Genomic DNA, 24,246 nt, shown 5'->3' with positions numbered 1-24,246 from the left:
GAGGTATGATTTTGAATGCAAAACCGCCCCGGTCCGGAGAGGATCGGGGCGGTTTTCCGTTGCTAGCGGTCTGACGTTAGACTCTGACGTCCAATCTTACGGCTTTTCCGAGCCGACCGGATTCACCTTGGGCAGCTTGCCCTTTTCGATGCGGCCTTCGTTGCGCAGCTTGCGGCCTTCGATCGCCATCTTGTCGTTTCCGACGGCTTCGCCCAGTTCCTCTTCGGCGGCACCGGCGGTTTCCTTGATCGAACCCTTGAAGTCACCCATGTCTGAATCTCCTCATATGCGGGGTGGAAAGAGACCGGACATAACTGAAAGACGCATCCGGCTAAGGCCTTCACCATGCGCCGCGCACCGTCAGGTTTCGCTGGGTTTGCAAGGCTTTGCGCGTAAGTAAAAAATCAGGAAATTTACTTTTACCTCCCCCTTATTTTTGCTTTCCGCCATAGGCATCGCATCCTTAAAGGCCCGCCGCTAGGGTCGGCTCATCACATCCACACGGACCACCGACACGGACACCGAACGAGATACCCCCCCCATCCTCGTTCCGGCCGTTCACACAGCCCTCCGTGTCAGACATCCCCCCCCCCCCCCGCCCCGCGGTTCGTGTGGATGTGACCCCCATTTTTCCGCGACATTCGCACATTCGTCAGTGACATAGAATCGAAGGAGAGATCGATGTTGTCCCCCGCCACCAAAGCCGCCGCCGGAGTCACCAAGATCCTGGCTGAGCACGATGTCCGTTCCGACGCCGACCATGCTGTCGACAAGGCGGAAAAGACTGCGCGCCATGTGGCCGATGACCTCTCGGCCCGCGCCAGTGAAGCCGGTGCCAAGCTGCGCACCCTGTTCGACGACGCGCAGGGTCAGCTCAACAAGGCCGGTGGCCGCCTGAATCAGGAAGTTCACGACAATCCGGTGCGTACGGGCCTGCTGGCGCTGGGCGCCGGCGTGCTGATCGGCATGCTCATCAAGCGCTGATCGCTGTCCCGCTACTGAGCTTTGACGGGCGAAGTCCACAGCGGACTTCGCCCGTTTTGCATCTGTCTCTTGAAAGGAAGTCCTGATGTCCGTTCTTATCCGCCTGGCCCAGCTCTTTCTGGTGCGTGAGCGCTTTCGCCGCGTGCAGCCGCAGGCGGTCGCCTTCCTCAGCGCCCTTGGCGTGCTGGTCGGCTTGATGGTGTTCGCGTTGGTGGCGCCGGCGCTTTTGACGGCGACGATGCTGATCCTGTCTTTCCACGGTTTGCAAGCGTTGGGGCTCGACCCGTTGGCGGCCGGCGGGCTGGTGGCGGTGGCGGTCGTATTTTTGGGGTTTGCGTTTCTGGTGGCCATCGGCCGGGCGCGGCGGGCGGTGTGGCATTCGCTGGACAGCCTGATCAGCGAAACCTCGGCCCTGCCTGGCGAGCGCGAGGTGCACGGCGCACTGACCCGCACCGCCGCAGGGGTGGCCAGCGGCGTGGCGGGTGTCTGGCGCGCCTTTCGGCAGGGGCTGAAGACCGGGAAATCAAATTCCCGCAAAAAAGCCGCCTGATTTTTCTTATAATTTTTTTATGCAGGCTCTGCGCGACGGCATGGACCCATTACCGGCGGGGCGGCATCGTAGGGTCACGATGGGGAGCTTGAAAAGGATTACGCACATGACCAATAAGATTGCCAAGATGATCATGATTGCCGGCGTGGCGCTGGCGGCCGTTCCGGCCCTTTCGGCCTGCAACACGATCGAAGGCGCGGGTAAGGACGTTCAGGCCGGCGGCGAAGCCGTCTCCGACGCCGCCAAGGACGCCAAGCAGTAGTAATACGACTGGACATTTCCGCTTTTCGCAGGTTCTGATGCCGCGCGGCTTCAGGGCCTGCTTTCTGCTTTTTTGGCCATGTTTTCAGTGCGGCTTACGGGGAATGATAAGGGATGTTGTGGCAGAAGCTTCTGAGGCAGAGGCATTACTATCTGGTGATGTTCGTTCTGCTGTCGGTGGCCACCGTTGCCTTTTCCTTCATCGTCTATGCCCATTACGACCGCATTCAGGAACAGAACCGGCAGGCGCTTTTCGAATATGAGGCGATCCGCCAGAGTCGGGTGGTGCTGGTCGATCTGCTCGATATGGAAACGGGCGTCCACGGCTATCTGGTTTCCGGCGACGAGGCGGCGCTGAGGCCCTATCGGGCGGCGCGCGACATGCTGGAGCGCGATCTCTCGGCGCTGCGCACCATGGTTCTGCGGCGCGATCCGGAAGGGGCCCGCGACCTCTATCTGTGGCTCGACAATATCCGCGCCCTGCGCAAGACGCTCGACGATCAGATCGACAACCGGCGGCTGGAGCGCGGGACGCGGTTGACCCGCGAAACCTTCCGCCGTCAGGTCGAGGAAATGGCGCATGTGCGCCGCGCGCTGGAGACCTCGGCCATCAAGCGTTTGCTCAATATCCGCATGAATGCGGTCCACGCGGAAAAGGCGCGATCGGATTTTCTCTACACCCTCGTCATCGGCAATATCCTGCTGATCGGGGTGATGCTGATGGGGACGGTGACCATCCTCAATCTGGAAGCGGATTTCCGCACCCGTCTGGCCGAACAGGAGGCCGTCATGCAGCGTTACCGCGAGGTCACCGAAGGCATCAACGACGGCCTGTTCGAGGTCAATTTCGTCAGCGGCGACTTCTATTGCTCGGCGGCCTATCAGGCCATGCTCGGCTATGCGCCGGACGAGGTGGAAAACCGCTGGGAGGTGTTCCGCGACCTGATCCATCCCGACGACCGCGAAGCCGCCGACGGCGATCTGCGCCGCTATATGGAGGGCACGGATTCGACCTATCGCAGCACCTTTCGCATGCGGCACAAGGATGGCGGCTATCGCTGGATCCTGTCGCGCGGGGTCGGCACCGGGGCCGATTTCAGCGGCATCAAAAGCATGATCGGCAGCAATGCCGACATCACCGAACAGAAGCAGCGCGAGGAAGAACTGCGTCAGCTCTATGCCGATCTGGAAACCTTCACCTACATCACCTCGCACGACCTGCGCGCGCCACTGGTCAATCTCAAGGGCTTTTCCAAGGAACTGGAAATATCCATGAAGGACGTCGCCGGGGCCATCCAGCCCTATGAGGCGAAGTTCAAGCCCGAACATCGCAAGGTGCTCGATCTGGCACTTAAAGAAGACGTGCCGGAGGCGCTGGGCTTCATCTCGAAAGGGGTGGAGCGCATGGACAGCCTGACGCGCGCCATTCTCGACCTCTCGCGCATCGGCAAACGGGTTTACACGCTGGAAAAGGTCGATGCCCAGGCCGTATTCGACAAGTGCGTGGGTGCGCTGGGCTACGACATCACACAGAAGGGCATCGACATTCGCTGCGACCCGCTGCCGGAGGTGTATACCGATCCTGTGGCGCTGGAGCAGATCTTCGGCAACCTGCTCGACAATGCCGTCAAATATCTGCGTGCCGGCGTTTCCGGAAGAATAGAAATGTCTGTGCGTCAGACTCTGCACGACTATATCTTCACCCTGTCCGACAACGGGCGCGGCATCGCCGATATCGACAAGCCGAAAGTGTTTGAAATCTTTCGCCGCGCGCGCAACACGACCGAGGTGGGCGGGCTGGGGCTGGGCATGGCCTATGTGAAGGCGACGCTGCGTCGTTTGTCGGGCGAGATTTGGTTCGAATCGAAACTTGACGAAGGGACGCGCTTTCATGTGCGTCTGCCGCGCCGTCCGAACAGCCGGGATGAAACCCGTTTTACAGAAAGCGTATCCGCATGATTGTGCCCCGTTTCGACGATAATTTCACCCTCGTCATGATCGAGGACGACGCCGGACACGCCCGCCTGATCCGCAAGAATCTGGAGCGCGCCGGCATCGGCAATCCGATCCGTCATTTCGAGGACGGCGCGGCGGCGATCGACTATTTCTTCGGCGGGAATCTGAGCGAGGCGCAGAACACCGAGCGGCATGAACGCACGCTGGTTCTGCTCGACCTTAATATCCCCCATATTGACGGCTATGAGATCCTGCGTCGTCTCAAGGGTGATCCTTCGACGCGCGCCATACCGGTGATCGTTTTGACGACGACCGATAACCCTCGTGAAATAGATCGCTGCTATGAACTGGGCTGCAATGTCTACATCACCAAGCCGGTCGAATACGATAACTTCTCCGACGCCATCCGCAAGCTGGGCCTGATGCTCGCTGTGGTGAAGGTCCCCAACGTCGTGGCGAAATGAATATGCCTATGTCCCATCCTGCCCTGACCCGTATTCTGTACATCGAGGACGATGAGGCGCTGGGCCGCCTGCTGCAGAAGCGCTTCCGCCGTCATAATCTTGAGGTCGATCTGGCGGAAACCGCCGAAGCGGGCCTTGAGCGTCTGTTGGCGCAGGCCTTCGATCTGGTCCTGCTCGACTACAACCTGCCCGGCATGAACGGGATCGAGATGCTGAAAGTCCTCAAGGCGCGTGAGGATTCGACGCCGGTCATCATCCTCACCGCCGGCGGCGACGAAGCCATCGCGCTGGAGGCCATGGAACTGGGCGCCGCCGACTATGCGGTGAAGGACATCAATCAGGCCTATCTCGACCTGCTGCCCGCCGTCATGCAGGCGGCCTTCACCAAGGAGCGTCTGCTGCGCGAGAACGAGCGCCAGCGGCAGGAGCTTCAGGCATCGAAGGAGCGCGCCGAGGCCGCGTCTCAGGCCAAGACCGACTTCCTCGCCACCATGAGTCACGAAATCAGAACGCCGCTCAATGTGGTGACGGGCCTATCGGACATTCTCATCAAGTCGTCGCTCAATGACGATCAGTACCGCATCGTCGAAACCCTGCGCACCAATGCGCAACTGCTGCTGCGGTTGATCAACGATCTGCTGGACATTTCGCGTATCGAAGACAACCGCATCGAACTGGAAATGACGGCCTTCCGGCCCGCCGACGTGCTCGAAGACCTCCGGATGATGTTCGCGCAGCATATCGAGCGCAAGGGGCTGGATTTCGCCCTGACCGACAATACGCGCGGCGTATCGGTGCGCGGCGACCGCACGCGGTTGCAGCAGATCGTGATGAACCTGATTTCCAATGCGCTGAAATTTACGGCGCGCGGCGAGATCGAGTTGACCGGCGAAGCGCAAACGCACGTCGGTAAAACGGGGGGCGACATGGTCGACCTGACCCTTTGCGTGCGCGATACGGGCATCGGCATCCCCGACGCCAAGCGCAGCCAGATCTTCGACAAGTTCACCCAGGCTGACGCCTCCATCACGCGGCGCTTCGGCGGATCGGGGCTGGGCCTGTCGATCGCGCGTGCGCTGGTCGATGTCATGGGCGGCGAAATTTCGGTCGAGAGCCAGGAAGGGCGAGGCTCGCTGTTCAGCGTGCGTCTGAGCCTGCCGGCGGCCGTGCCTGCGCCGGTCGTGGATGAACAGCCGCCGGTGCCCGCGCCGGCGTCGGGCGAGCGTCCGCGCGTGCTCATCGTTGAAGACTACGCCCCCAATGTGATGGTGGCGACCCTGATGCTGGAAGAGATGGGCTATGAGGCCGATGCCGCGGAGTCCGGCCCCGAAGCGCTGGAGCGGCTGGAGTCCGTCGGCGCCTATTATCATGCCATCCTGATGGATGTGCAGATGCATGAAATGGACGGTTTTGAGACGACCCGGCGCATCCGCGAGATGGAGGCGGCACGCGGCTTCCGGCATCAGATCATCGGAGTGACGGCGCATGCTCTGGCCGGAGATCGTGAACGCTGCATCGAGGCGGGGATGGACGACTATCTGTCGAAGCCCATTCAACCGGGCCTTCTGGCGCAGAAACTCAGGGCCTTGTCTCCGGCCTGATGTGCCGTACTGGAACAGCGCAAAATCAAGAGATTTCAAGTTTTTATCGTTCCTTTACAGGGTGTTGAAGGCTCCGCACTGACCGCTTGTAAGCGTAGGACTAGGCTCTGAGGACAAGGAGAAATCCCATGTCCGAGTCTCTCGAACGCCATAGTGCCGCGACCGACGCCAACCCCGCCGATCCGTCGTCTGAAGCGGCGGCTTATGAGGCCCCGAATGCGGGGCCGGGGAACGCGCAGTCGGCGGCTGTTCCGGTCGATTTCAGCCTCGATATCGAGGATGCGATGAACCTCAGGAGCGATCTTGAGGACCTGCTGACAGGTGTCGAAACCGTCCATCTGAAAAGCGACGTCAAGGCGCAGATTTCGCGCCTCAACGCCTGGGCCACGCGTTATGCCGAAGGTCTGGAAGCCGCGCGTCAGCTTGGCGAAACCGGCCTGACCATGCTGGAGGACGCGCGCGTGCAACTGGCGGCGCAACTCGACGACTACCTGCGGCTGGAGGACGAGGGCGGTCAGGTGGCCACTCCCGATCAAGGCCGTCTGATCGACGAACTGAATCGTGCGCTTAGGCGCATCACACGTTTGCAGACCGCCCTGCGCGGGCAGTTCATGCAGACGGCATAAAATCAGTCACCTGACGGTTGTTTTTGACGATCGATCAGGGGTTTAACTTGGCCTTGTTCGCCGGCATGCTATATGACTCTGACAGCAAGTGTACCCTTTGAGGGGTGGGCAATGGACGCAGAGGTTAGGGTGAGCAAGGTGGAACCGGATCTGGGGAGCGATCCATCGGAAGAGGCCCAACTCAAGGAAGCGCTGTATCGTCAGATGTTGTCCGCCGTATCCCATGATCTGAAGACGCCACTGGCGACCATTATCGGGTCGCTGGAAGTCTACACCCTGCTCGAAGCCAAGCTCTCGGAAGAGAAGCGGCGCTCGCTGATCAATTCCGCCCTGTCGGAGGCCTACCGCCTCGATAAGTTCATCACCAATATCCTCGACATGGCCAAGCTGGAAAGCCGCGCCGTTCAGCTGCGCGAGGAACCGGCCAATCTGACGCCGCTGATCCGCGACTCCATCACGCGCCTGGGGCCGCTCAAGGACAAGGGCGAGATTCGCCTGCACGATCTGGGCGGGGGCGAGGCCTTCCGCACCGATACGGTGCTGATGTCGCGCGTGGTCGGGCTGATCATCGAAAACGCGCTTAAGCATACGGGCAAGACTCCGGTGGTCGATATCGATTACGGCGCATCGGAAAACGAGGCCTTTGTGCATGTGCGCGACCACGGACCCGGCATCCCGCCCGACAAGATGCGCGCCATCTTCAGCAAATACACCCGCCTGCAGAAACAGGATCAGCAGAATGCGGGGACGGGTCTGGGCCTATCCATCGCCGAGCTGATCATGACCATACTGGGCGGTCGGATCGAGGTGCGCAACCACCCCGAAACCGGGGCGGTATTCAGTCTTTACGTGCCGCTGCAAACCGCCGAGGCTGCTGTCTAATTCTGACAGCAGGTCGGCTAGATTGCGCGTATGAGTCTCGTCTTTCGTTATCTGCCTTCGCCGGTCGGCCGGCTGACCATCGTTGCCGGGGACACGGGCCTGCGCGCCGTTTTGTGGGTAAATGACAATCCCCGCCGCGTCGTGCTGGGCGAGATGCGCGAAGACCCTGCTAATAGGTTTCTGGATCAGGCCGAGGCGGAACTCAGGGATTATTTCGCCGGACGTCGCACCACCTTCGACGTGCCGCTCGATTTCCGCGGCACGCCCTTTCAGGTCGCCGTATGGCGCGCCCTGACGCAAATCCCTTTCGGTGAAACGCGCAGCTATGGCGACATCGCCCGGCAGTTGGGCAATGCGGCGGCGGTGCGGGCCGTGGGCGCAGCCAACGGGCGCAATCCGGTATCGATTATCGCGCCGTGTCATCGCGTTATCGGCGCGTCGGGCAAGTTGACCGGCTTTGCCGGCGGATTGGAAGCCAAGGCCTGGCTGCTGCATCACGAAGCGCGTGGCGCGCTTTTGTAAGAAAAACGACGACCTGGTTACGAAGGTTTAAGAGGGGCACTTTAGGGTACGGTATGAACCCCAGCGTTCAGTATTGGCCAGACGAGATTCACGTGGGCCGGTGCGATAGTGCCTCCGCATACAGATAAATCTCTCAGGACCTTCATGACCGACTCTACCGCCTTGATCATCGAGGACAGTTCCGTTCAGGCGCAGATGATCGGCCGCCTGATTTCCGCACAGCCGGGCTGGAGCCATATCCATTTTCCCACCTTCCGCGAAGGTTATGAGGCGCTGAACTCGTTTTCGGTGCAGGCCCTGTTCATGGACATTTTCGTCGGCACGACCAACGGGCTGGCCCATATCGAGGCCTTCCGCAAGCGCAGCGGCACGGCCCCGATCATCCTAATGACCGCCGGCTCGTCGCAGGAAAGCATCGAGGACACGTTGCGCAAGGCGCGGCAGGCGCGGGCCGATTTCATTCTGCGCAAGCCCTTCGGCGAAAACGACGTGCGCCGCATCTTCCAGACCGCCTTCAAGGATCTGGCGACGCGCACGCGCAAGACCCACGTGCTGGTCATCGAGGATAGCCGCACGCTGCGCAGCTTTATCCGCGGGGCGCTGGAATTCGGCGGTTATCGGGTGTCGGACGCCGAGTCGATGGAGGCCGCGTTTCGCGATGTCGACATTGCCCACGTCGATCTGGTGGTGTGCGACGTCTTCATGCCCGGCATGGGCGGCATCAAGGGTATGAGCTATATCAAGCAGACCTGGCCGTCGGTGCCGGTCATCGCCATGTCGGCGGGGCTGGACGGGCACCTCAGCGAAACCGATGCGCTCAACGCCACCGCGCGCATCGGGGCCAATGCGCGCATCGCCAAGCCCTTCGAGGGGCGGCAGTTGCTGGAACTGGTCGATCGTCTGGTCAAGACGCCGGTGCTCGTGGAAGCCTAATCGGCCTCCTGCGCCCATTGCGCCATGCCGGTGCTGATGCGGCGCATATAGTCGCCCAGGGCCTGACATTCCGCGTCGCTGAGAATGGTCATCATGTCGGTAACCACGCCCGCCTGCACGGCCAGAGTCTTTTCGGTCAATTCCCGTCCGCTATCGGTCAGCCACAGCCGCCGCACGCGCCTGTCGGCCTCATCGCTGCGGCGTTCGATCAGCCCGCGCTTTTCCAGTTCGGGCAGCAGCATCGACAGGTTCGATCGCCCGACCAGCAGGCGCAGGGCCAGTTCGTTCTGTGTCAGGCCCGCAAAGCGGTAGATATTGGCCAGAATGTCGTGATGAGCAATGCGCACGCCGTGCGGGGCGAGGCGGGCGTTCAGCGTCTTTTCAACCATCTGGTGCGCGCGGGCCACCGCGATCCAGTTGCGGAAACGCGGCAGATCCCACGGCATCTTATCGGTCGTCGCCAAAACCTGAGAGGGCGTTTCGTCGGCCGTCATTTCCGTCCTTGCGATTTGTTCAACTATGAACTAATTATGGTTCAGTCTTGAACAGAATAGAGGGCAGCCCATGTTCGTGCAATCTGAGTCTTTGGCCGAGACGCCAGCCGAGCAGGCCGACCGCCTGTTCGAGGTTTTCTGCACGCCTGAGCCCCTGATCGAGGCGGCGGAAAAGAGCATGGCGCGGGTCGAGGAACGGCTGAGCGCCGCCGCGGCCTTCCGCGTGCCATTTCAGGGCGGCGAACTTCAGGCCTATCGATTTACGGGCGCGGGACGCGGGACCGTGGTCCTGCTGCACGGCTGGACCGGGCGGGCGGCGGTGATGACGGCTTTTGTCGAGCCGCTGCTGGCCGAAGGGTTCGACGTGCTGGCATTGGATTTTCCGGGGCACGGGCGCTCCGACGGCGACCGGCTGCACGTGCCGCTGGGCGTCGGAGCCCTGCACGCCCTGTACGCCGCCACGGGACCGTGGCAAGGCGTCGTGGCGCACTCCTTCGGCGGCGCGGTGGCCTTTTCGGCCCTGTCGGACATGGTCGGTGATTTGGCGCCCCTGACCTATGGGCGGCTGGTGCTGATCGCGGCGCCGTGTTCCATGCCGCGCGTCTTCGACACTTTCGCACGCCGTCACGAAATGTCGCCGGAAGCCGCGCTGCACCTCAAGAGCCATGTCAAACGCCTGACCGGCCACCCGGTCGAAGCCTTCATGGGCGACGAGATTCTGCGGCAGCACCCGATCCCGACCCTGATCCTGCACGCCCCGGAAGATCAGGAGGTGCTGTTCCTCAGCGCCGAGGGCTTCGCCTCTGCGGGCGATCATGTGACCCTGCATCCGCTGCCGGGGCTGGGCCACCGCCGCATCCTCTATGCGAAAGAAACGGTGCAGACCGCCGTCGATTTCCTGGCTGCGCAATAAAAAACCCCGCCGGTGGGGCGGGGTTTTCAACATGTCCGAATGCGGGTGTTGGCTACAATCGGGGTGTTGAACTGCGTCCGGTGATGGCGCTGTAGACCAGACCGGCGATGAACAGGACCACGAAGATCACGGCGATGAACTTGGCGATATCGGCAAAGGTGCCGGCGAGGCCGGTGAAGCCGAACAGGGCGGCGACAACCGCCAGAATAAAGAAGGTGATGACCCATCTCAGCATTGATAACTCTCCACGGGGTTTGCGTCTGAGTTCATTCTGGCGAGGTGAGCGTAAGGATACAAAACGGGTAAATGCAGACCGTGTAAAGGCCGGATAAGGCGGTTATGCGAGGGATGGAGCGCACAAAATCAAACGGCGGCCTCCGGGGAGAGGCCGCCGTTTCTTCGCAGGGATGTGGCCAGCAACGGTCGGGGGAAACCGGTACGGCTGATCCGGGGACGTGATCAGGCCGTAGCTTCGGCCACGATTTCCATGCGGTAACCGATACCGGATTCCGAGACGATGGACTTGGACAGCCCTGGCTTGGTCTCCAGCTTTTCGCGCACCTGACCGATGTAGACGCGCAGATATTGAGTGTCGTCGACGTGGGCCGGACCCCAAACCTCTTTGAGGATCTGCTTGTGGGTCAGCATGCGGCCGCGGTTGACGAGGAAGAAGCGGAGAAGGTCGTATTCCTTCGGGGTGAAGGGCACCTTCTTTTCCTCGATGAACACTTCGTGGCGGACCAGATCCATGCGGATCGGGCCGTTGACGACGTCGGGCTCACCGACTTCGCGCACGACCGACTTGCGCAGGTTGGCGTTGATGCGCGCCAGCAGCACTTCGGCGGAAAACGGCTTGGTAACGTAATCGTCCGCACCCAGATTGAGGGCCGGGGCGGCGTCCATATCTTCGGAGCGGGCGGTCAGGACGATGATCGGCACGTTCGACCACTGGCGGATGGTCTGGATGACCTCCTTGCCGTCGATATCCGGCAGGCCGAGGTCGAGCAGGATCAGGTCGGGTTTGACCGAGGCCGACAGGCGGATAGCCTGCTTGCCGTTCTCGCTCTCCACGACCTTGAAATCGGCCACGTCGAGAAAGATGTTCAGCATCTTGCGGATTTCGTCTTCATCATCGACCACAAGAATAGTGTTTTTCTTTTCGATCATAAGGCGTCTCTCAGCAGGCAATGAGGGTGTTAAAACCCGTATTTACTATGGCCTTATGGGTAGCGTTCCAAAAATAAAAATTAAATGTGCACGTCGATGGCGGCGTTTAAATGCACAGTACGAAGATCAACTCGCCTTGCAATGACGCGCGATGAAGTCCGCGTGGGTTGGCAGGCCTGTCACGGCATGGGCCACCAGGCGCTTTATATTGGCCATGTAGTCGTTCAGCGCCGCGTCTTCGACCGCATGGGTGAGCGGTGAGGCGTGGGCAGGCAGGATATTCTGACCGATCAGCACCTGCGCCCAGTTCGATTCGCGGAACAGGTCGGCCTCCTCGATGCGCAGGCGGCCATGTTCGCGGAAATAGGCGATCTTATGCGCCAGACTGTCGGGCAGGGACAGGGTGCGGCAATGGTTCCAGTAGTCGCTGTCGCTGCGCCGGGTCGCGTGATAGTGCAGGATGATGAAGTCGCGCACCAGTTCGTATTCGTGCGACGTCTGGCGGTTATATTCGGCGATGGTCAGGGGATTGAAGCCGGTATCGGGGAAGAGCTTGAGAAAGCGCGTCATCCCCGATTGCACCAGATGGATGCTGGTCGATTCGAGCGGCTCCAGAAAACCCGACGCCAGCCCCAGAGCCAGGCAGTTCTTCACCCAGGTCTGACGCCGCCGGCCGGTGGTGAAGCGGATGGTGCGCGGATCGGCCAGCGGTTGACCGTCAAGATTATCGAGCAGGATGCGCGTGGCTTCGTCTTCTCCCATAAAGCCTGATGAAAAGACGTGGCCGTTGCCGATGCGGTGCTGCAGCGGGATGCGCCATTGCCAGCCCGCCGTATGCGCCGTGGCGCGCGTATAGGGCAGCAGAGGGCCAGTATTTTTGGACGGCACGGCGATGGCGCGGTCATTGGGCAGCCAGTGGCTCCACTCTTCATAGCCGGCCTCCAGCGCCTCTTCGATCAGCACGCCGCGAAAGCCTGAGCAGTCGATGAACATGTCGCCGTCGACCGTCTCGCCGCTTTCCAGATTGAGCGAGGCGATGAAGCCGTCTTCGGGGCGCAGATTGACGCCTGTGACCTTGCCCTCCTTGCGGATCACGCCCTGCGTTTCGCAGCCGGCGCGCAGGTAACGCGCCAGCAGGCCGGCGTCGAAGTGCCAGGCGTGGGTGAGGCCCTCAATGCCGCCGTCGATCTGCTTGAGCGGCGCGTAGCGATTGGCGAAAGCGGCCTGCGCATTGAGGCTGTAGTCCCACAGGTCGCCACCACGCCTTTCGGCCTGCGCTTTCAGCCAGTATTGATAGAAGGGCACAATGCCGAGGTCGCGGCCCGGATTGCCGAAGGCGTGGATATAGCGCTCCCCTTTCTGGCCCCAATTGACGAATTCGATGCCGAGTTTGTAGGTGCCCTGCACCCGCGACAGCATTTCGGCTTCGGGGATGCCGAGAAAAATGAACAGGTTGACCAAGGGTGGAATGGTCGCTTCGCCGACACCGACAATACCGATTTCGTCCGACTCGACCAGCACGATCTCGACGCTCTTGCGCACCACGCGGGTCAGCATGGCCGCTGACAGCCAGCCAGCGGTGCCGCCGCCCAGAATGACGATGCGCTTTAAAGGTTGTCCGTTCATTTTCATCCCTTACAAAAAACGCCTGCCGGAGGGACCGGCAGGCGCAGGATACAGACTTTTGGGCGCGATCAGAACTTGTAGCTGACGCCCACGAGGTAGGTCGAACCGTACTTCTCTTCCTTGACCACGTTATTACCCTTGTACAGGTAGAAGGGTTCGTTGGTCAGGTTGGAGCCGGAGACGCTGACGGCCAGATCCTTCAGCGGGCCGTCCTCGAACGTATAGCTCATCTGGGCGTCGACCACGGTTTCCTCGCGCACCGTGCGGTTTTGCAGGGCGTTGGTATAGTCCGGCACCTCCCCGGTGAAGTTGCCGCGGTAGCGGCTCGACACGCGGGCCGAGAAGCCGTGCTTTTCGTAGTACAGCGTGGTGTTGATGACCTTTTCCGACAGGCCCGGCACCGGGATGACGGCGGCACCCGACGGATTGATCTCCGAGTCGTTGAACGAAGCGGTGACGATGGCCCCGAAACCGTCGAGCACCGGGTGGATGATCTCGCCGGGTACGGAAACCGTCAGTTCCAGACCCTTGATCCAGCCGCCCTGACCGTTGGCCTGGGCCGAGGTCGTGCCGATGCGGTTGGCGTCGGCGGCCGCACACACCCAGTTGCCGCCGGTGTCGAGGCGTTTCACCGTGTTGTTGGAGCCCGACACATAGCAGGTCGAGGGCAGGGCTGCGCCGGTGTAGTCCTTGAACACCGTGCGGTTATAGATGAAGGAGGTCAGGTCCTTATAGAAGACCGCCGCCGACACATAGCCCTTGCGGCCGAAATATTTTTCCACCGACAGGTCGAAGGCATTGGCTTTCCACGGACGGATCTGGGCGTTGCCGCCGCCGCCCTGCCAGTAGATGCGCTGACCGCCGAACTGCACCGCCGGGTCCGCATTGAGCAGGACGCCATAGGTGGTGCCCGACGCCATGTCGTCCATGCGGGCGCGGGCGATGGTGGTGCCGGCACCGAAACGGACGGTCAGATCGGGCGCGACCTGGAAGTTCAGGTTCAGGCTGGGCAGGGTGTCGCCATATTCGTCGCCATCGGTGACCAGGCGGTTGCCGGTATCGCTGATGAAGGTCGAGGTGGCGGCCTGGGTCGTCTTCTGGCGCTGGATGCCGACATTGCCGGTAACCGGGATGTTGAACAGCGCGGTGTCGATATCGGCCTTGATGTACCAGACATCAATGGTTTCCGAGACGCTCCAGTCGCGGCGGACATCGTTGGCGTCATTCGATTCCGTCAGCTTGAACAGGCCGTCGCGATACATGGCCAGCGAGTCGTAGGAGATCATGCCCGACGTATTGCCGAGGAAGGAGGCGTCGGTGACGCCGAGACGGTATTTCTCCGGCACGATCAGCTTGTCCACGCCGTTGAGGCTCATATAGGCGGCCACCTCGGCCTTGGACTTGGTGTGGTCGTTGCGGCTGAAGCCGATGCTCACCTTGGAGAACAGGCCGCTGTCAAGGGTGCGATCGGCCGCCAGCTTGACGATGTCCATCTCGTCCTCGACGTGCGGCGCGCGGAAGAAGCCCGCGCGGTTGGTCACGCCGCCCCACCCGCCGGGATCGGTCAGGTAGATGGTGTTGAAATCGGCATAGTTGACGACGCCCTGAAGAACATAGGCGTGGTTGTCACCCACCTGATTGAAGGTGATGGTGTCGGTCGCGCCCTGACCCGACGGGCCGGTGCCGGCGGTGGATTCGATGATGATGTCGTCGCGCTCGACCTTCTGCGTCGAGAGGTCGGCGGTCAGCGCCCACTGATCGTTCAGACGGTAGACCGTGTTCCAGCCCAGCGCCTGAACCGTCGATTCACGCTTGTTGGTATAGTTTTCGACGACCGTCTTCACGCCGGTGAAGACGCCTTTGGTGACATAGCCGTCGGTAACGGTGTAGCCGGGCTGAAGTGTCGCCGAGCTCCAGTAGAGCGGATATTCCAGACGGGCGATCTTCTGGAGTTCGCTGAACTCCGAATAATAGCCGTCGAAGGTCATGTGCAGGCGGTCGTTGGGCTTCCACTCGACCACGGCGATATAGCCGTCGCGTTCGAGATTGGAAGACTGAACCGCGCTCTTCTGACCGCCCGGCACAAAGGCGCCGCTGCTGAGGGTCGGCATGTCGCCGTCGCCCCAGGGCTCAAGACGCGTCAACTGATAAGGCGACTTGGTGTGGGCGTAGCCGAGCGCGACCCCCAGCGTCTTGCCGAAGAACTGATCGACATAGTTGATCGAATAGCGCTCGCCTTCGTTGGTCAGACCGCCGACGGCGGCTTCCTCGGAATTGTACTCCTTGCGCGCGTTGAGCGCGATGACCTTGCGGCCATAGCTGAGCGGGCGCACGGTTTGCAGATCGGCGGTGCCGGCAATGCCCTGCGTGACCATCGAGGCGTTCGGCGTCTTGTAGACCAGCACCTGAGAGATTAGTTCCGACGGGTACTGATCGAACTCTACCGAGCGGTTGTCGTTGGTCGACACCTGTTCGCGGCCGTTCAGCGTGGTGACGGTGTAGTCCGGGCCGAGGCCGCGGATCGACAGGGTCTGGGCGCGGCCATTGGTGCGCTGAGCCGCGATGCCGGGCAGGCGCGAGATCGATTCGGCGATCGACTGATCCGGCAGTTTGCCGATGTCTTCGGCCGAAACGACCTCGACGATGCTCGAATTGTTCTTCTTGGTGGCGATGGCGTTCTGGATGCCGCGGCGGATGCCGGTGACCACCACCTCGGTAACTTCACCTTCGGGCTGCGCGGCGGGCGCGTCCTGCGCCATGACGGGCGCGGACAGTGCCAGCGAGGTGACGAGCGCAATGCCCGCCCCGCTGCACAGCAGGGTGGCGCGGCGGAACGTGCCGTGTCCAGTTTTCATGATGTAGAGCCTTCCTGACTGTTCTTATTGATCGCAAACACTTCTGGTTCGCGTGGCAACGCTCTGGTTCCCTGACTTCTCAAACCGGTCTCTGTCGGACCGTGTTGGCCGGTTCTATGACACGGAGTTAATTTTTTTGCAACTGAGTGAAAAATTCTGCCGTGTTTTACGCTGCGCTTTCAGGATGTTTGTGGCTCTAATGCTACGATTTGTGGCCATTTGTGCGATAATAAGACGAATTTGGCCTTGTTTTCTCGCATTTGCGAGCAAAATGCGAGGCGCGCTGTTTAAATATCGATGATTTTATTTTTGCAATTTAATGCAAATTTTTACAAAAATCTGCAAATTTTACGATAGCGCTAACATTGTTCCGTAACGGAAACCTGTGTTTCAACCGCCGCAGGATTCACGCACGACCAACTCGGTCGACAGGCGTTCAGACAGCATTTCGCCCTCGTTCAGCGACCCCAGCAGCTTCGACACCATCAGCCGGCCGGCGCGCGCCAGTTCCTGCGAAATGGTGGTCAGCATGGGGTGGGCATAGGCGGCGAGCTGGATATTGTCGTAGCCGACGACCGATACGTCCTGCGGCACCTTGAGGCCGGCGCGCGTCAGACCCTTGATGGCCCCCAGCGCGATGATGTCCGAGGCGGAAAAGATGCCGTCGAAGGCGATGCCCTTGTATAGCAGGTGGGTGACGGCGGCCTGCGCCGACTCCATCTCGAAGTGACAAGGGACTATCAGTTGCGGGTCGAAGTCGAGCCCCGCCTCGGTCAGGGCGTTGAGATAGCCCTGATAGCGCTGCTTCATCTCCGGCGCTTCGCCGACATCGCCCAGATAGGCGATGCGTTTGCGCCCCAGCCGCGCCAGATGCGCCGTGGCGCGCGCGCCGCCGTGCAGATTGTCCGAGCCGACGCTGCAATAGGTCTGGCCCTGAATCTCGGCACCCCAGACGATGAAGTTGCGATGCGACTTCATTAGGTGGTTGAAGCGTTCGTGCAGATAGGACTGCCCCAGAAAGATGACGCCGTCGGCGCGGATATTGTGCATCAGCGACGACAGGTCGTGCTGGTTCTTGGGCGTCAGGTGCGACAGCAGCAGGTCGCAACCCATGTCGCGCGCGGCTTCGCCCACATCCGAGATCATTTCGAGATAGAAGGGGTCGGAAAAACGCCCTTCGCGGCCGTGCGGCGGCGGGATGACGATGGCGATGGTGGCGTTGGCCCCCGACATCGGCACCGGCGCGTCGGCGTCGGCGAAATAGTTGTGCTCGCGCGCAATGGACCAGATGCGGCGTTTGGTGACGCGGTTGACCGACGGCGAGTCGGACAGGGCCCGCGACACGGTGGCCACCGACATGCCGGCGATGCGGGCAATATCCTGAAGGCGGGGCCGGGGTGGCACTGGCGAGTCCTCCGGGTTACAGGTGTGTCTGGACGCGCACCTTAACCATAGACGTTGAGAGTGGGAACCATCCTCAACGCGCGGGTGTGGGGATAAGTGACTCGACGGGCGGATTGAGGGCCCAGCGCACGCGGTCGTAATAGGCGCCGTTCTCGGCTTGCAGGTTGTTGACGCCGGGGCTGAGAGTCACGCTCTTGAAGACGACGACGCCGTTGACTGCGTTTTGCGTCGCCAGTTTCACGCCGTTGACGGTCAGGGTGATCTGCGGCTGGTTGGTGTAGATTTTTACGTCGGTGCGCGCCTCGGTGCGGGCGGTGAGGCGGCGCGAAGTGATGTAGACAACGGGGGCGTTCGACCACTGGGCCTTGTAGAACCAGAAGGAATCCTTGCGCGTCTGACGGTCGTAGGAGACCAGCCCCTTGTCGTTGATGCCTGCGTGTTCGCCTTCGTTGCGCCCGTCGGAAGCGGCGTCGAACATCTGCCACACGAAGCGGCCCCAGATGAAGGGGCGAGCCTTGAGCATGGCCCAGTTGGTTTCGTGGTACAGAGACTGATACGACTCCGGGTGCCAGCCGGAAGCCGGAACCACCACGCCGGGCGTGTCGTCCTGATGGGCGAGGCTGCCGCCCGCGCCGTATTCGGTGAGGGCGAAGGGTCTGGTCGGGAAGCGCTTGTGATAGGCGTCGGCCCATTCGCCCAGCGTGCCCTTCTGCTCCGTATACCAGCCGAAATAGCGGTTGAAGCCGATCTGATCGGTGACCAGCGCGCGGGCTTCGTCGTCGGCGACGCAGCAATGGGCGTAGATGGTCGGGCGGGTCGGGTCTTCGGCCTTGGCGAGGGTATTCAGTTCGCGGAACAGGCCGGCGACCGTCGCCGTGTCGCCGTGCAGTTCGTTGCCGAGGCCCCAGGCGATGACCGAGGGGTGGTTGATGTTCTGACGGATCAGTTCGCGCAATTGCTGCGCCGCATTGGCGCGCAGCAACTCGGTGACGGCGGGCAGTTGCCCCACCAGCGGGATCTCGGTCAGGACCAGCAGGCCGCGGCGGTCGGCTTCGTCATAGGCGGTCTGGGCGTGTTGATAGTGGACCAGCCGCACGGCGGTCGCGCCCATCTCTTCGATCAGGTCGAAGTCCTCGGCGATGTCGGCACGCGAAATCGCGCCCCCCTTGCCCGCGCGGCTGGCGTGCAGATTGACGCCATTGACCTCATAGGGCTGCCCGTTGAGCAACAGGCCCTTCTGGGCGTCGAAACTGACGGTGCGGATGCCGAAGGCCAGAGACGAACGATCCAGCGTGGCGTTGTCGTCGCTGATTTCGGTGACGGCGGAATAGAGGTACGGGTCCTTGCGTCCGTTCCACAGGCGCGGGGTTTTCAGTTCGCCCTTCAGTTCGGCGCGCGCCGTGCCGCCGGCGGCGACATTGACGGATTTCGACAGGCTGAGCACCGGCTTGCCCGTGGCGTCGAAGATGCGCGTCTGCACGATCAGGCGCGCGGTGCGGCCGCGATGGTTGCGCAGGCCGACGCGGATGTTGAGATCGGCGCTGCGGGCCGAGACGTCGGCGGGCGTGACGGCCACGGCGGGCGACCCGTTGTCCAGCCAGTCGAAACCGGCTTCGCGCGTTTCGATCAGTGAGACGCCCCGATAGAGGCCGCCGAACAGGGTGAAGTCGCCGCCCGGCGGGGCGATGTGCGGCCATACGGCATTGGACACGCGCACGGCGACGACATTGCGGCCCGCGGTGACGAAGCGGCTGATGTCGAAACGAAAGATGGCGTAGCCGCCTTCGTGACGGCCGACGAACCTGCCGTTGACGAAGACGTCGCTGACCAGCGCCGCGCCGTCGAATTGCAGATAGAGGCGTTTGGTGGCGGGCAGGGCCTTCAGGTCGAGGTCTTTGCGATACCACATGGTGCCGCGGTAATAATCACTGGCGCCGGCGGTCGCACCGTCCTCGCCGTCGCTGGCGTTAGGCGTGTGGGGCAGGGTGGCGACGCGCCATTGTCTGTCGTCAAAGTCGGGCGCTTCCGCCCCTTTCGCATCCGCCTTGAGGAAGCGCCAGCCGGTATCGAGCGCCGCGCGGGCATGGGCCTGAGCGATCGAGGGCGCGGAAAGGCTGAGGACGGCGAGGCAGACGGCGAAGAGGGCGGCAATGGCGCGGGTCATTCTAGGTTTTTGCCTCATCCTTGGTAACGGTAACGGCTTTTCAGCCGGGAATTATGCAGGCAATATGGCTGCAAATAAGACCGCGGCGGTATTGACCCGCCGTCATCAGGGTTCGGGGAGTTTGTTTGTCATGATTCGTTCGCTTGTCGTCGCGGTAGCGGCCGCCTGTCTGCCGGTGTCGGTCCTTGCCGCGTCTTCAACCTGCGGGGCGGACGCGCTGGGCACGTCGCGGACCCTGGTGCTCAAGCGCGAGGGCGCGGCCTATGGCACCGAGCAGCACGGGCCGCTGCCGCTCAAACCGGGCGAGGTGGTGTTGACCTTCGACGACGGCCCGCGCGCCGAATCGACGCCGCCGGTGCTCACGGCGCTGGCCGATCAGTGCGTGAAGGCGACCTTCTTCATGGTCGGCGAAAACATGGTCAAAAACCCCGATCTGGCGCGGCGCATCGTAGCCGAGGGCCATTCGACCGCCATGCACAGCCTCAATCATCGGAATATGTCGCAACTGAGCGAGTCAGAGCAGCGCGCCGATCTCAAGGCCAATCAGGACGCCTACAGCGCGACCTTGGGCACGGCGGCTCCGGCCTATCGCTTTCCGTTTCTGGCCGAAAGTGCGCCCCTGTTGTCGGAGTTGAAGGCGCAGGGCGTCACCGTCATGTCGGTCGATCTCGGCATTCAGGACTGGCTGCCGGATCAGACGGCGGACATCCTCACCGCGCGCCTGCTGTCGCAGTTGAAACTCAAGGGTGGCGGCATCATCTTGATGCACGACGGTCAGGATATTACGGCGGCGTCCCTGCCGCAGATGTTGAAAGCCTTGAAAGACAACGGTTACCGCGTCGTACACGTGGAATGGGAGAAATAAACCTGAGAGGGGACTTGCTTAAAATGTTATAATATAACATATGAGTGGGGCGCGTATCTTTGGGCTCGCCCCTTGCAAACAGTTACGGTATAACATATGTCAGAAGCCCGTTCTTCCGAAGCCTCATCCCGTATGACCATCGCTCCCGATCCCCAGCCGAACTCCTGGCCAAAGAAAGCTTGGATGGACGCCACGGCCATAGGCTTGTCGGGCCTGTGTCTGGCGCACTGTCTGCTGCTGCCGTTCGCGGTGGCCGCCCTGCCGGTGCTGGGTCAGGTGGCGGGCGATCATCTGGTGCATCAGGTGCTGATCCTGCTTGCCGCGCCCCTGAGCGTCTGGGCGCTGGGGCGCACAGGCGGCTGGAAAAAGCCCACTGTCGCCGCTCTGGCGGTTGTGGGGTTGGGGCTTCTGGGCGGCGCGGCCTTCATTCCGGCCATGGCCGTGCATGAGACCCTGATCAGCATTGTCGGCGCCGCTCTGGTCGCCGCCGCCCACTACCTCAATTCGCGCCTGCATCGTCGCGGCCACAAGCACGCCTAAAGAACGCAAACCCGGTTTTTCCGTCATTGGAGTTGACTGCACCGCCCGACGCTTTATGACGGGCGGCGGTTACATTTTGTACGGATTTTACCATGCTGCGTCACATCGTCATGTTCAGCTGCAAGGACAGCGCCGACCGCGACCGTATCCGTCAGGGCCTGTCCCTGCTGACGCAGATCCCCCAGGCCCAGAAGCTGGAGGTCGCCTTCAACGAAAAGGTCGATCAGCTCGGCAACGACATAGAGGTCGTGGTCTACGGCGAATTCGCCGATGTCGAGGCCCTGCGCGCCTATAAGGAACACCCGCTGTACCAGCAGTCGATCGACGTGGTGCGCCCCTTGCGGGAGTTGCGCTTTGCCGCGGATTACACGGTCGAGTCGGCGGCGACCACCGCGCTCTGAGCGCAACTTGTCAGCCCTTTGAAATAGGCTAAGCTCCCCGAAATCATAAAAGGGAGGGCGACCATGCGCGCCATTGTCACCGCGTTTGCTCTTGGCCTACTGAGTGTTACGCTGGTTCTGGCCCCAGCCCTGGCCGCGCCCGATGCGTCTGTGGTCCGTCCATTGTGGGACAAGGGGGCGCCCGGCTTCGAAGGCTTGCGCGATGTGCCTGAAAAATCCGGCGACTGGTGGGTGCGCGGCGTCAATAACCCCTCCCTGACCGTCTTTCGTCCGCAGGCGTCGCGCAACAGCGGCACGGCGATCATCGTCCTGCCCGGCGGCGGGCATGAAAATCTCGTCTTCAATTCCGAAGGGGTGAAGCCCTCGCTGTTCCTTCAGGCGCGCGGCGTAACGGCCTTTGCGCTAAAATACCGGTTGGGGCGCGAAAATGACAATGCCGCCGCCGACTACGATATCGAAACGCACGGCGCGGCGGACCTGAAACGGGCCGTGCGCTGGGTCCGCGCCCACGCCGCCGAATACGGCATCACGCGCATCGGCGTCATGGCCTTTTCCGCCGGGGGCGAACTGGTGCACATGACGGCGTTTCATGGCTTCGAGGGCGACCCTAAGGCGGTCGATCCCGTCGACCGGCTCAGCGCGCGGCCGGACTTCATCATCGAAATCTATCCGGGGCCTTTGGGGGTGCCGGATCGCTTTGCCGTCGCGCCGCCCCAGGCCTTCTTCCTCACCGCCCATGACGACCGCGGGCCGCTCGCCGTGCTGGAGCGGTTGTCGCGGCTCTATGGCGACTGGCCCGACGTGCCGGTGGAAACGCACATTCTGGCGGCGGGCGGCCATGCCTTTAATATGGGAGAGCGCGCCAGCCTGCGATCGGTTAAGGACTGGCCGTCGCGCTTGTCGGACTGGCTTGTGGACAGGGGCTATGTAGTCCTGCCATAGTTGAGCCACCGGAGTGATGTACCAGCGACGGTCTTATAAGTAGCGGGGTCTCATGACGTTCGTGCGTAAAGCAGCCGCTGTCATAGCGGGTATGACCTCAGTCCTGATGTCGATGGCCATGGCCCAGACGGCGGCCCAGAACCCGGCTGCGCCGACGGGAGAAGACAAGTCTTTGACCGTGGCCGAGGCCAGCGAATGCCGCGCCATTGCCGAGGTGCTCCGCGACCGTCAGTATCAGATCATGGACAGCCTGATCATCCGCGTCGAGCGTTCGCCCAACTTGTCGCCGGAAGGGCTGGAGGCCGCGAAAAAGTCGGTCAGCGATACCGAAGCCGCCATCAAGACCGCCGAGAAGCACACCGAACGCTTCGTCTTCGCGCCCGCGCCGTCTGCGGCCGTCAAGACCGCTTTGGCGAAGGAAGAGGCCGAGGCGCTCAAGTTGCGGCTGGCGGTCTGCCTGAAGCGGATGCCGGAAGACGGTGCGATTGCTGCGACTGCCAAATAAGCGCATCCCCAAAAGGGTGCAGCGGTTTTTGGGATCAGATGCGCGCCCAAAAACTCAGCATTCCACGACATTCACGGCCAGACCGCCCTGCGAGGTTTCCTTGTATTTCGACGACATGTCGAGGCCCGTCTGACGCATGGTCTCGATAACCTGATCCAGCGTGACCTTGTGCGGACCTTCGTCGCGCAGACTGAGGCGGGCGGCATTGGCGGCCTTCACCGCGCCGATGGCGTTGCGCTCGATGCACGGGATCTGCACCAGTCCGCCGACCGGATCGCAGGTCAGGCCCAGATTGTGCTCCATGCCGATTTCGGCGGCGTGCTCGATCTGCGGCGCGCTGCCGCCCCAGACGGCGCTAAGGCCCGCCGCGCCCATCGAGCAGGCGACGCCGACCTCGCCCTGACAGCCCATCTCGGCTCCGGACAGCGAGGCGCGCTGTTTGTAGATCATGCCGATGCCGGCGGCGGTGAGCAGGAAGCGTCCGATCTTACCGTCCGACTGCGTGTTTTCATCCGTCCAGCCGTCAAAAGCGCAGTAATAGCGGATAAGGGCCGGAATGATGCCCGCCGCGCCATTGGTCGGGGCGGTGACGACGCGCCCGCCGGCGGCGTTTTCTTCGTTGATGGCCATGGCGAAGACGTTGAGCCAGTCGAACAGGCGCTCGGATTCCTGGTTATGCGCCTCGGTGTTCAGGGTTTCGAACAGGCGCGGCGCGCGGCGTTGCACGCTCAGGCCGCCAGGCAGGATGCCGGTGGTTTTCAGGCCGCGATTAATGCCGGAATCCATCACGTCCCAGATACGCTTCAACCCGGCATCGGTCTCCGCGCGCGGGCGGCGGGCGTCTTCGTTGGCCAAAACGACGTCGTAGATGTTCAATCTATGCTGCGCACAAATGTGCAGCAATTCCGCCCCGGAAGTGAAGGGCAAAGCGGCTTTTTGCCCCACGCTGATGCGGTCGTTTTCGGCGGGGGCCGACAGTTGCGCCGCCGAGGCGATGAAGCCGCCGCCGGTCGAATAGAGGGTGCGCTCGAACAGTTCCACACCGCTGGCGTTGTATAGCCGCACGCTCATGCCGTTTGGGTGCAGGCGTGGGGTGATGTCGCCACGGAAGTCGATATCGCGGCGATAGTCGAAGCCCACGGTCGGGCCTTCGTAGAGCGTGATTTCGCTGGCGGTTTTCAGCGCTTCGTAGGTGGCGTCGGCCCAGTCGGGATCGATCTGATCGGGCTCGGCGCCCAGAAGCCCCAGCACTGCCGCCTTATCCGAGCCATGACCTATGCCTGTAAGCGCCAGCGAGCCCTGAAGTTCGACGCGCACGCGCGCGGCCTGCGTCAGGACACCTGCGGCCTTCGCTTCGATCAGGGCGCGGCGCGTGATGCGCATGGGACCAACCGTGTGTGATGAGGAAGGGCCAATGCCGATCTTGAACATGTCGAGGACGGAGAGCATGAGAAACTCGGTGCAATTGTAACTTTTTTTGCAGATTTAGCACGGTTCGGGTTGGGGTGATACCGCAAAGCCACCCCACCACCACATCCGGCCTTCGACTCGTGCGGTCCCCCTCCCCGCCATAGGCAGGGAGGTAGGATAG

General features: G+C 62.0%; 25 protein-coding genes. 16 read left to right on the top strand and 9 right to left on the bottom strand.

Going from position 1 to position 24,246, the window contains the following annotated elements; translation table 11 throughout:
• Window positions 1–96: 96 nt before the first annotated feature.
• Window positions 97–270 (bottom strand): hypothetical protein, encoded by a 174-nt coding sequence (locus tag LH365_RS12285; RefSeq protein ID WP_226743924.1) that lies wholly within the window; start codon window positions 268–270, stop codon window positions 97–99.
• A gap of 411 nt (window positions 271–681) precedes the next feature.
• Here LH365_RS12285 and LH365_RS12280 point away from each other — a divergent pair, with 411 nt between their 5' ends.
• The 10 genes from LH365_RS12280 (at window position 682) to LH365_RS12235 (ending at window position 8,779) form a co-directional block, all read left to right on the top strand.
• Window positions 682–984, top strand: coding sequence for a hypothetical protein (locus LH365_RS12280; RefSeq protein WP_226743923.1), 303 nt, complete (start codon window positions 682–684; stop codon window positions 982–984).
• A gap of 85 nt (window positions 985–1,069) precedes the next feature.
• Window positions 1,070–1,534 (top strand): hypothetical protein, encoded by a 465-nt coding sequence (locus LH365_RS12275; RefSeq protein WP_226743922.1) that lies wholly within the window; start codon window positions 1,070–1,072, stop codon window positions 1,532–1,534.
• Window positions 1,535–1,640: 106 nt separating this feature from the next.
• Window positions 1,641–1,796, top strand: a complete 156-nt coding sequence (locus tag LH365_RS12270; protein ID WP_226743921.1) for an entericidin A/B family lipoprotein — start codon at window positions 1,641–1,643, stop codon at window positions 1,794–1,796.
• Between the two features lie 113 nt (window positions 1,797–1,909).
• Window positions 1,910–3,754, top strand: a complete 1,845-nt coding sequence (locus tag LH365_RS12265; protein WP_226743920.1) for an ATP-binding protein — start codon at window positions 1,910–1,912, stop codon at window positions 3,752–3,754.
• The gene (locus tag LH365_RS12260) at window positions 3,751–4,215 is read left to right on the top strand and encodes a response regulator (protein ID WP_226743919.1); all 465 of its coding nucleotides are present in this window, start codon (window positions 3,751–3,753) and stop codon (window positions 4,213–4,215) included. Before LH365_RS12265 ends, LH365_RS12260 begins: the two co-directional genes overlap by 4 nt.
• Before the next feature lie 8 nt (window positions 4,216–4,223).
• Entirely contained in the window at window positions 4,224–5,816 is a 1,593-nt protein-coding gene (locus tag LH365_RS12255; protein WP_226743918.1) for a response regulator, read from the top strand.
• A gap of 128 nt (window positions 5,817–5,944) precedes the next feature.
• Window positions 5,945–6,442: a hypothetical protein gene (locus LH365_RS12250; protein ID WP_226743917.1), complete on the top strand. Its 498-nt coding sequence runs from the start codon at window positions 5,945–5,947 to the stop codon at window positions 6,440–6,442.
• Between the two features lie 129 nt (window positions 6,443–6,571).
• Window positions 6,572–7,324, top strand: coding sequence for a sensor histidine kinase KdpD (locus LH365_RS12245; protein WP_226743916.1), 753 nt, complete (start codon window positions 6,572–6,574; stop codon window positions 7,322–7,324).
• A 30-nt stretch (window positions 7,325–7,354) separates the two neighbouring features.
• The gene (locus tag LH365_RS12240; RefSeq protein WP_226743915.1) at window positions 7,355–7,846 is read left to right on the top strand and encodes a methylated-DNA--[protein]-cysteine S-methyltransferase; all 492 of its coding nucleotides are present in this window, start codon (window positions 7,355–7,357) and stop codon (window positions 7,844–7,846) included.
• A 144-nt stretch (window positions 7,847–7,990) separates the two neighbouring features.
• Window positions 7,991–8,779 carry a response regulator gene (locus LH365_RS12235; protein ID WP_226743914.1) on the top strand — a complete coding sequence of 263 codons (789 nt, stop codon included), beginning with the start codon at window positions 7,991–7,993 and terminating at the stop codon, window positions 8,777–8,779.
• Here LH365_RS12235 and LH365_RS12230 read toward each other — a convergent pair.
• Window positions 8,776–9,273: a MarR family winged helix-turn-helix transcriptional regulator gene (locus LH365_RS12230; protein ID WP_226743913.1), complete on the bottom strand. Its 498-nt coding sequence runs from the start codon at window positions 9,271–9,273 to the stop codon at window positions 8,776–8,778. The genes LH365_RS12235 and LH365_RS12230 overlap by 4 nt on opposite strands.
• Window positions 9,274–9,343: 70 nt before the next feature.
• Between LH365_RS12230 and LH365_RS12225 the strand changes: the two genes are divergently transcribed.
• Complete coding sequence (locus tag LH365_RS12225; RefSeq protein WP_226743912.1) at window positions 9,344–10,186, top strand: alpha/beta hydrolase; 843 nt, start codon at window positions 9,344–9,346, stop codon at window positions 10,184–10,186.
• A 52-nt stretch (window positions 10,187–10,238) separates the two neighbouring features.
• Here the strand turns inward: LH365_RS12225 and LH365_RS12220 are convergent, their stop codons facing one another.
• From LH365_RS12220 to LH365_RS12195, 6 genes are all read right to left on the bottom strand, one after another.
• A complete protein-coding gene (locus tag LH365_RS12220) occupies window positions 10,239–10,421 on the bottom strand; it encodes a DUF1328 domain-containing protein (RefSeq protein ID WP_226743911.1) in 183 nt (60 codons plus the stop codon).
• Between the two features lie 224 nt (window positions 10,422–10,645).
• Window positions 10,646–11,353, bottom strand: coding sequence for a response regulator (locus LH365_RS12215; RefSeq protein ID WP_226743910.1), 708 nt, complete (start codon window positions 11,351–11,353; stop codon window positions 10,646–10,648).
• Window positions 11,354–11,479: 126 nt separating this feature from the next.
• Window positions 11,480–12,979 carry a tryptophan halogenase family protein gene (locus tag LH365_RS12210; RefSeq protein ID WP_226743909.1) on the bottom strand — a complete coding sequence of 500 codons (1,500 nt, stop codon included), beginning with the start codon at window positions 12,977–12,979 and terminating at the stop codon, window positions 11,480–11,482.
• Window positions 12,980–13,047: 68 nt separating this feature from the next.
• Window positions 13,048–15,834: a TonB-dependent receptor gene (locus tag LH365_RS12205; RefSeq protein WP_226743908.1), complete on the bottom strand. Its 2,787-nt coding sequence runs from the start codon at window positions 15,832–15,834 to the stop codon at window positions 13,048–13,050.
• 390 nt (window positions 15,835–16,224) lie between these two features.
• Complete coding sequence (locus LH365_RS12200) at window positions 16,225–17,238, bottom strand: LacI family DNA-binding transcriptional regulator (RefSeq protein ID WP_226743907.1); 1,014 nt, start codon at window positions 17,236–17,238, stop codon at window positions 16,225–16,227.
• A 73-nt stretch (window positions 17,239–17,311) separates the two neighbouring features.
• The gene (locus tag LH365_RS12195) at window positions 17,312–19,402 is read right to left on the bottom strand and encodes a glycoside hydrolase family 2 protein (RefSeq protein ID WP_226743906.1); all 2,091 of its coding nucleotides are present in this window, start codon (window positions 19,400–19,402) and stop codon (window positions 17,312–17,314) included.
• Window positions 19,403–19,532: 130 nt separating this feature from the next.
• On the opposite strand from LH365_RS12195, the gene LH365_RS12190 reads away from it, so the two are divergent.
• The 5 genes from LH365_RS12190 to LH365_RS12170 all read left to right on the top strand — a co-directional run bounded on the left by LH365_RS12190 (window position 19,533) and on the right by LH365_RS12170 (window position 22,655).
• The gene (locus LH365_RS12190) at window positions 19,533–20,267 is read left to right on the top strand and encodes a polysaccharide deacetylase family protein (RefSeq protein WP_226743905.1); all 735 of its coding nucleotides are present in this window, start codon (window positions 19,533–19,535) and stop codon (window positions 20,265–20,267) included.
• Window positions 20,268–20,363: 96 nt separating this feature from the next.
• Window positions 20,364–20,807 (top strand): MerC domain-containing protein, encoded by a 444-nt coding sequence (locus LH365_RS12185; RefSeq protein WP_226743904.1) that lies wholly within the window; start codon window positions 20,364–20,366, stop codon window positions 20,805–20,807.
• 92 nt (window positions 20,808–20,899) lie between these two features.
• Window positions 20,900–21,208: a Dabb family protein gene (locus tag LH365_RS12180; protein ID WP_226743903.1), complete on the top strand. Its 309-nt coding sequence runs from the start codon at window positions 20,900–20,902 to the stop codon at window positions 21,206–21,208.
• Window positions 21,209–21,271: 63 nt separating this feature from the next.
• Entirely contained in the window at window positions 21,272–22,150 is an 879-nt protein-coding gene (locus tag LH365_RS12175; RefSeq protein ID WP_226743902.1) for an alpha/beta hydrolase, read from the top strand.
• Window positions 22,151–22,241: 91 nt separating this feature from the next.
• Window positions 22,242–22,655, top strand: a complete 414-nt coding sequence (locus tag LH365_RS12170; protein ID WP_226743901.1) for a hypothetical protein — start codon at window positions 22,242–22,244, stop codon at window positions 22,653–22,655.
• 54 nt (window positions 22,656–22,709) lie between these two features.
• Here LH365_RS12170 and LH365_RS12165 read toward each other — a convergent pair whose 3' ends face one another.
• Entirely contained in the window at window positions 22,710–24,104 is a 1,395-nt protein-coding gene (locus LH365_RS12165) for an L-serine ammonia-lyase (RefSeq protein ID WP_226743900.1), read from the bottom strand.
• Window positions 24,105–24,246: the final 142 nt, after the last annotated feature.

Origin of the sequence: Asticcacaulis sp. AND118, assembly GCF_020535245.1 — a bacterium.
Taxonomy (GTDB): domain Bacteria; phylum Pseudomonadota; class Alphaproteobacteria; order Caulobacterales; family Caulobacteraceae; genus Asticcacaulis.
Note: the sequence above shows the minus strand (reverse complement) of the source record. Positions and strands in the feature narration are given on the sequence as shown.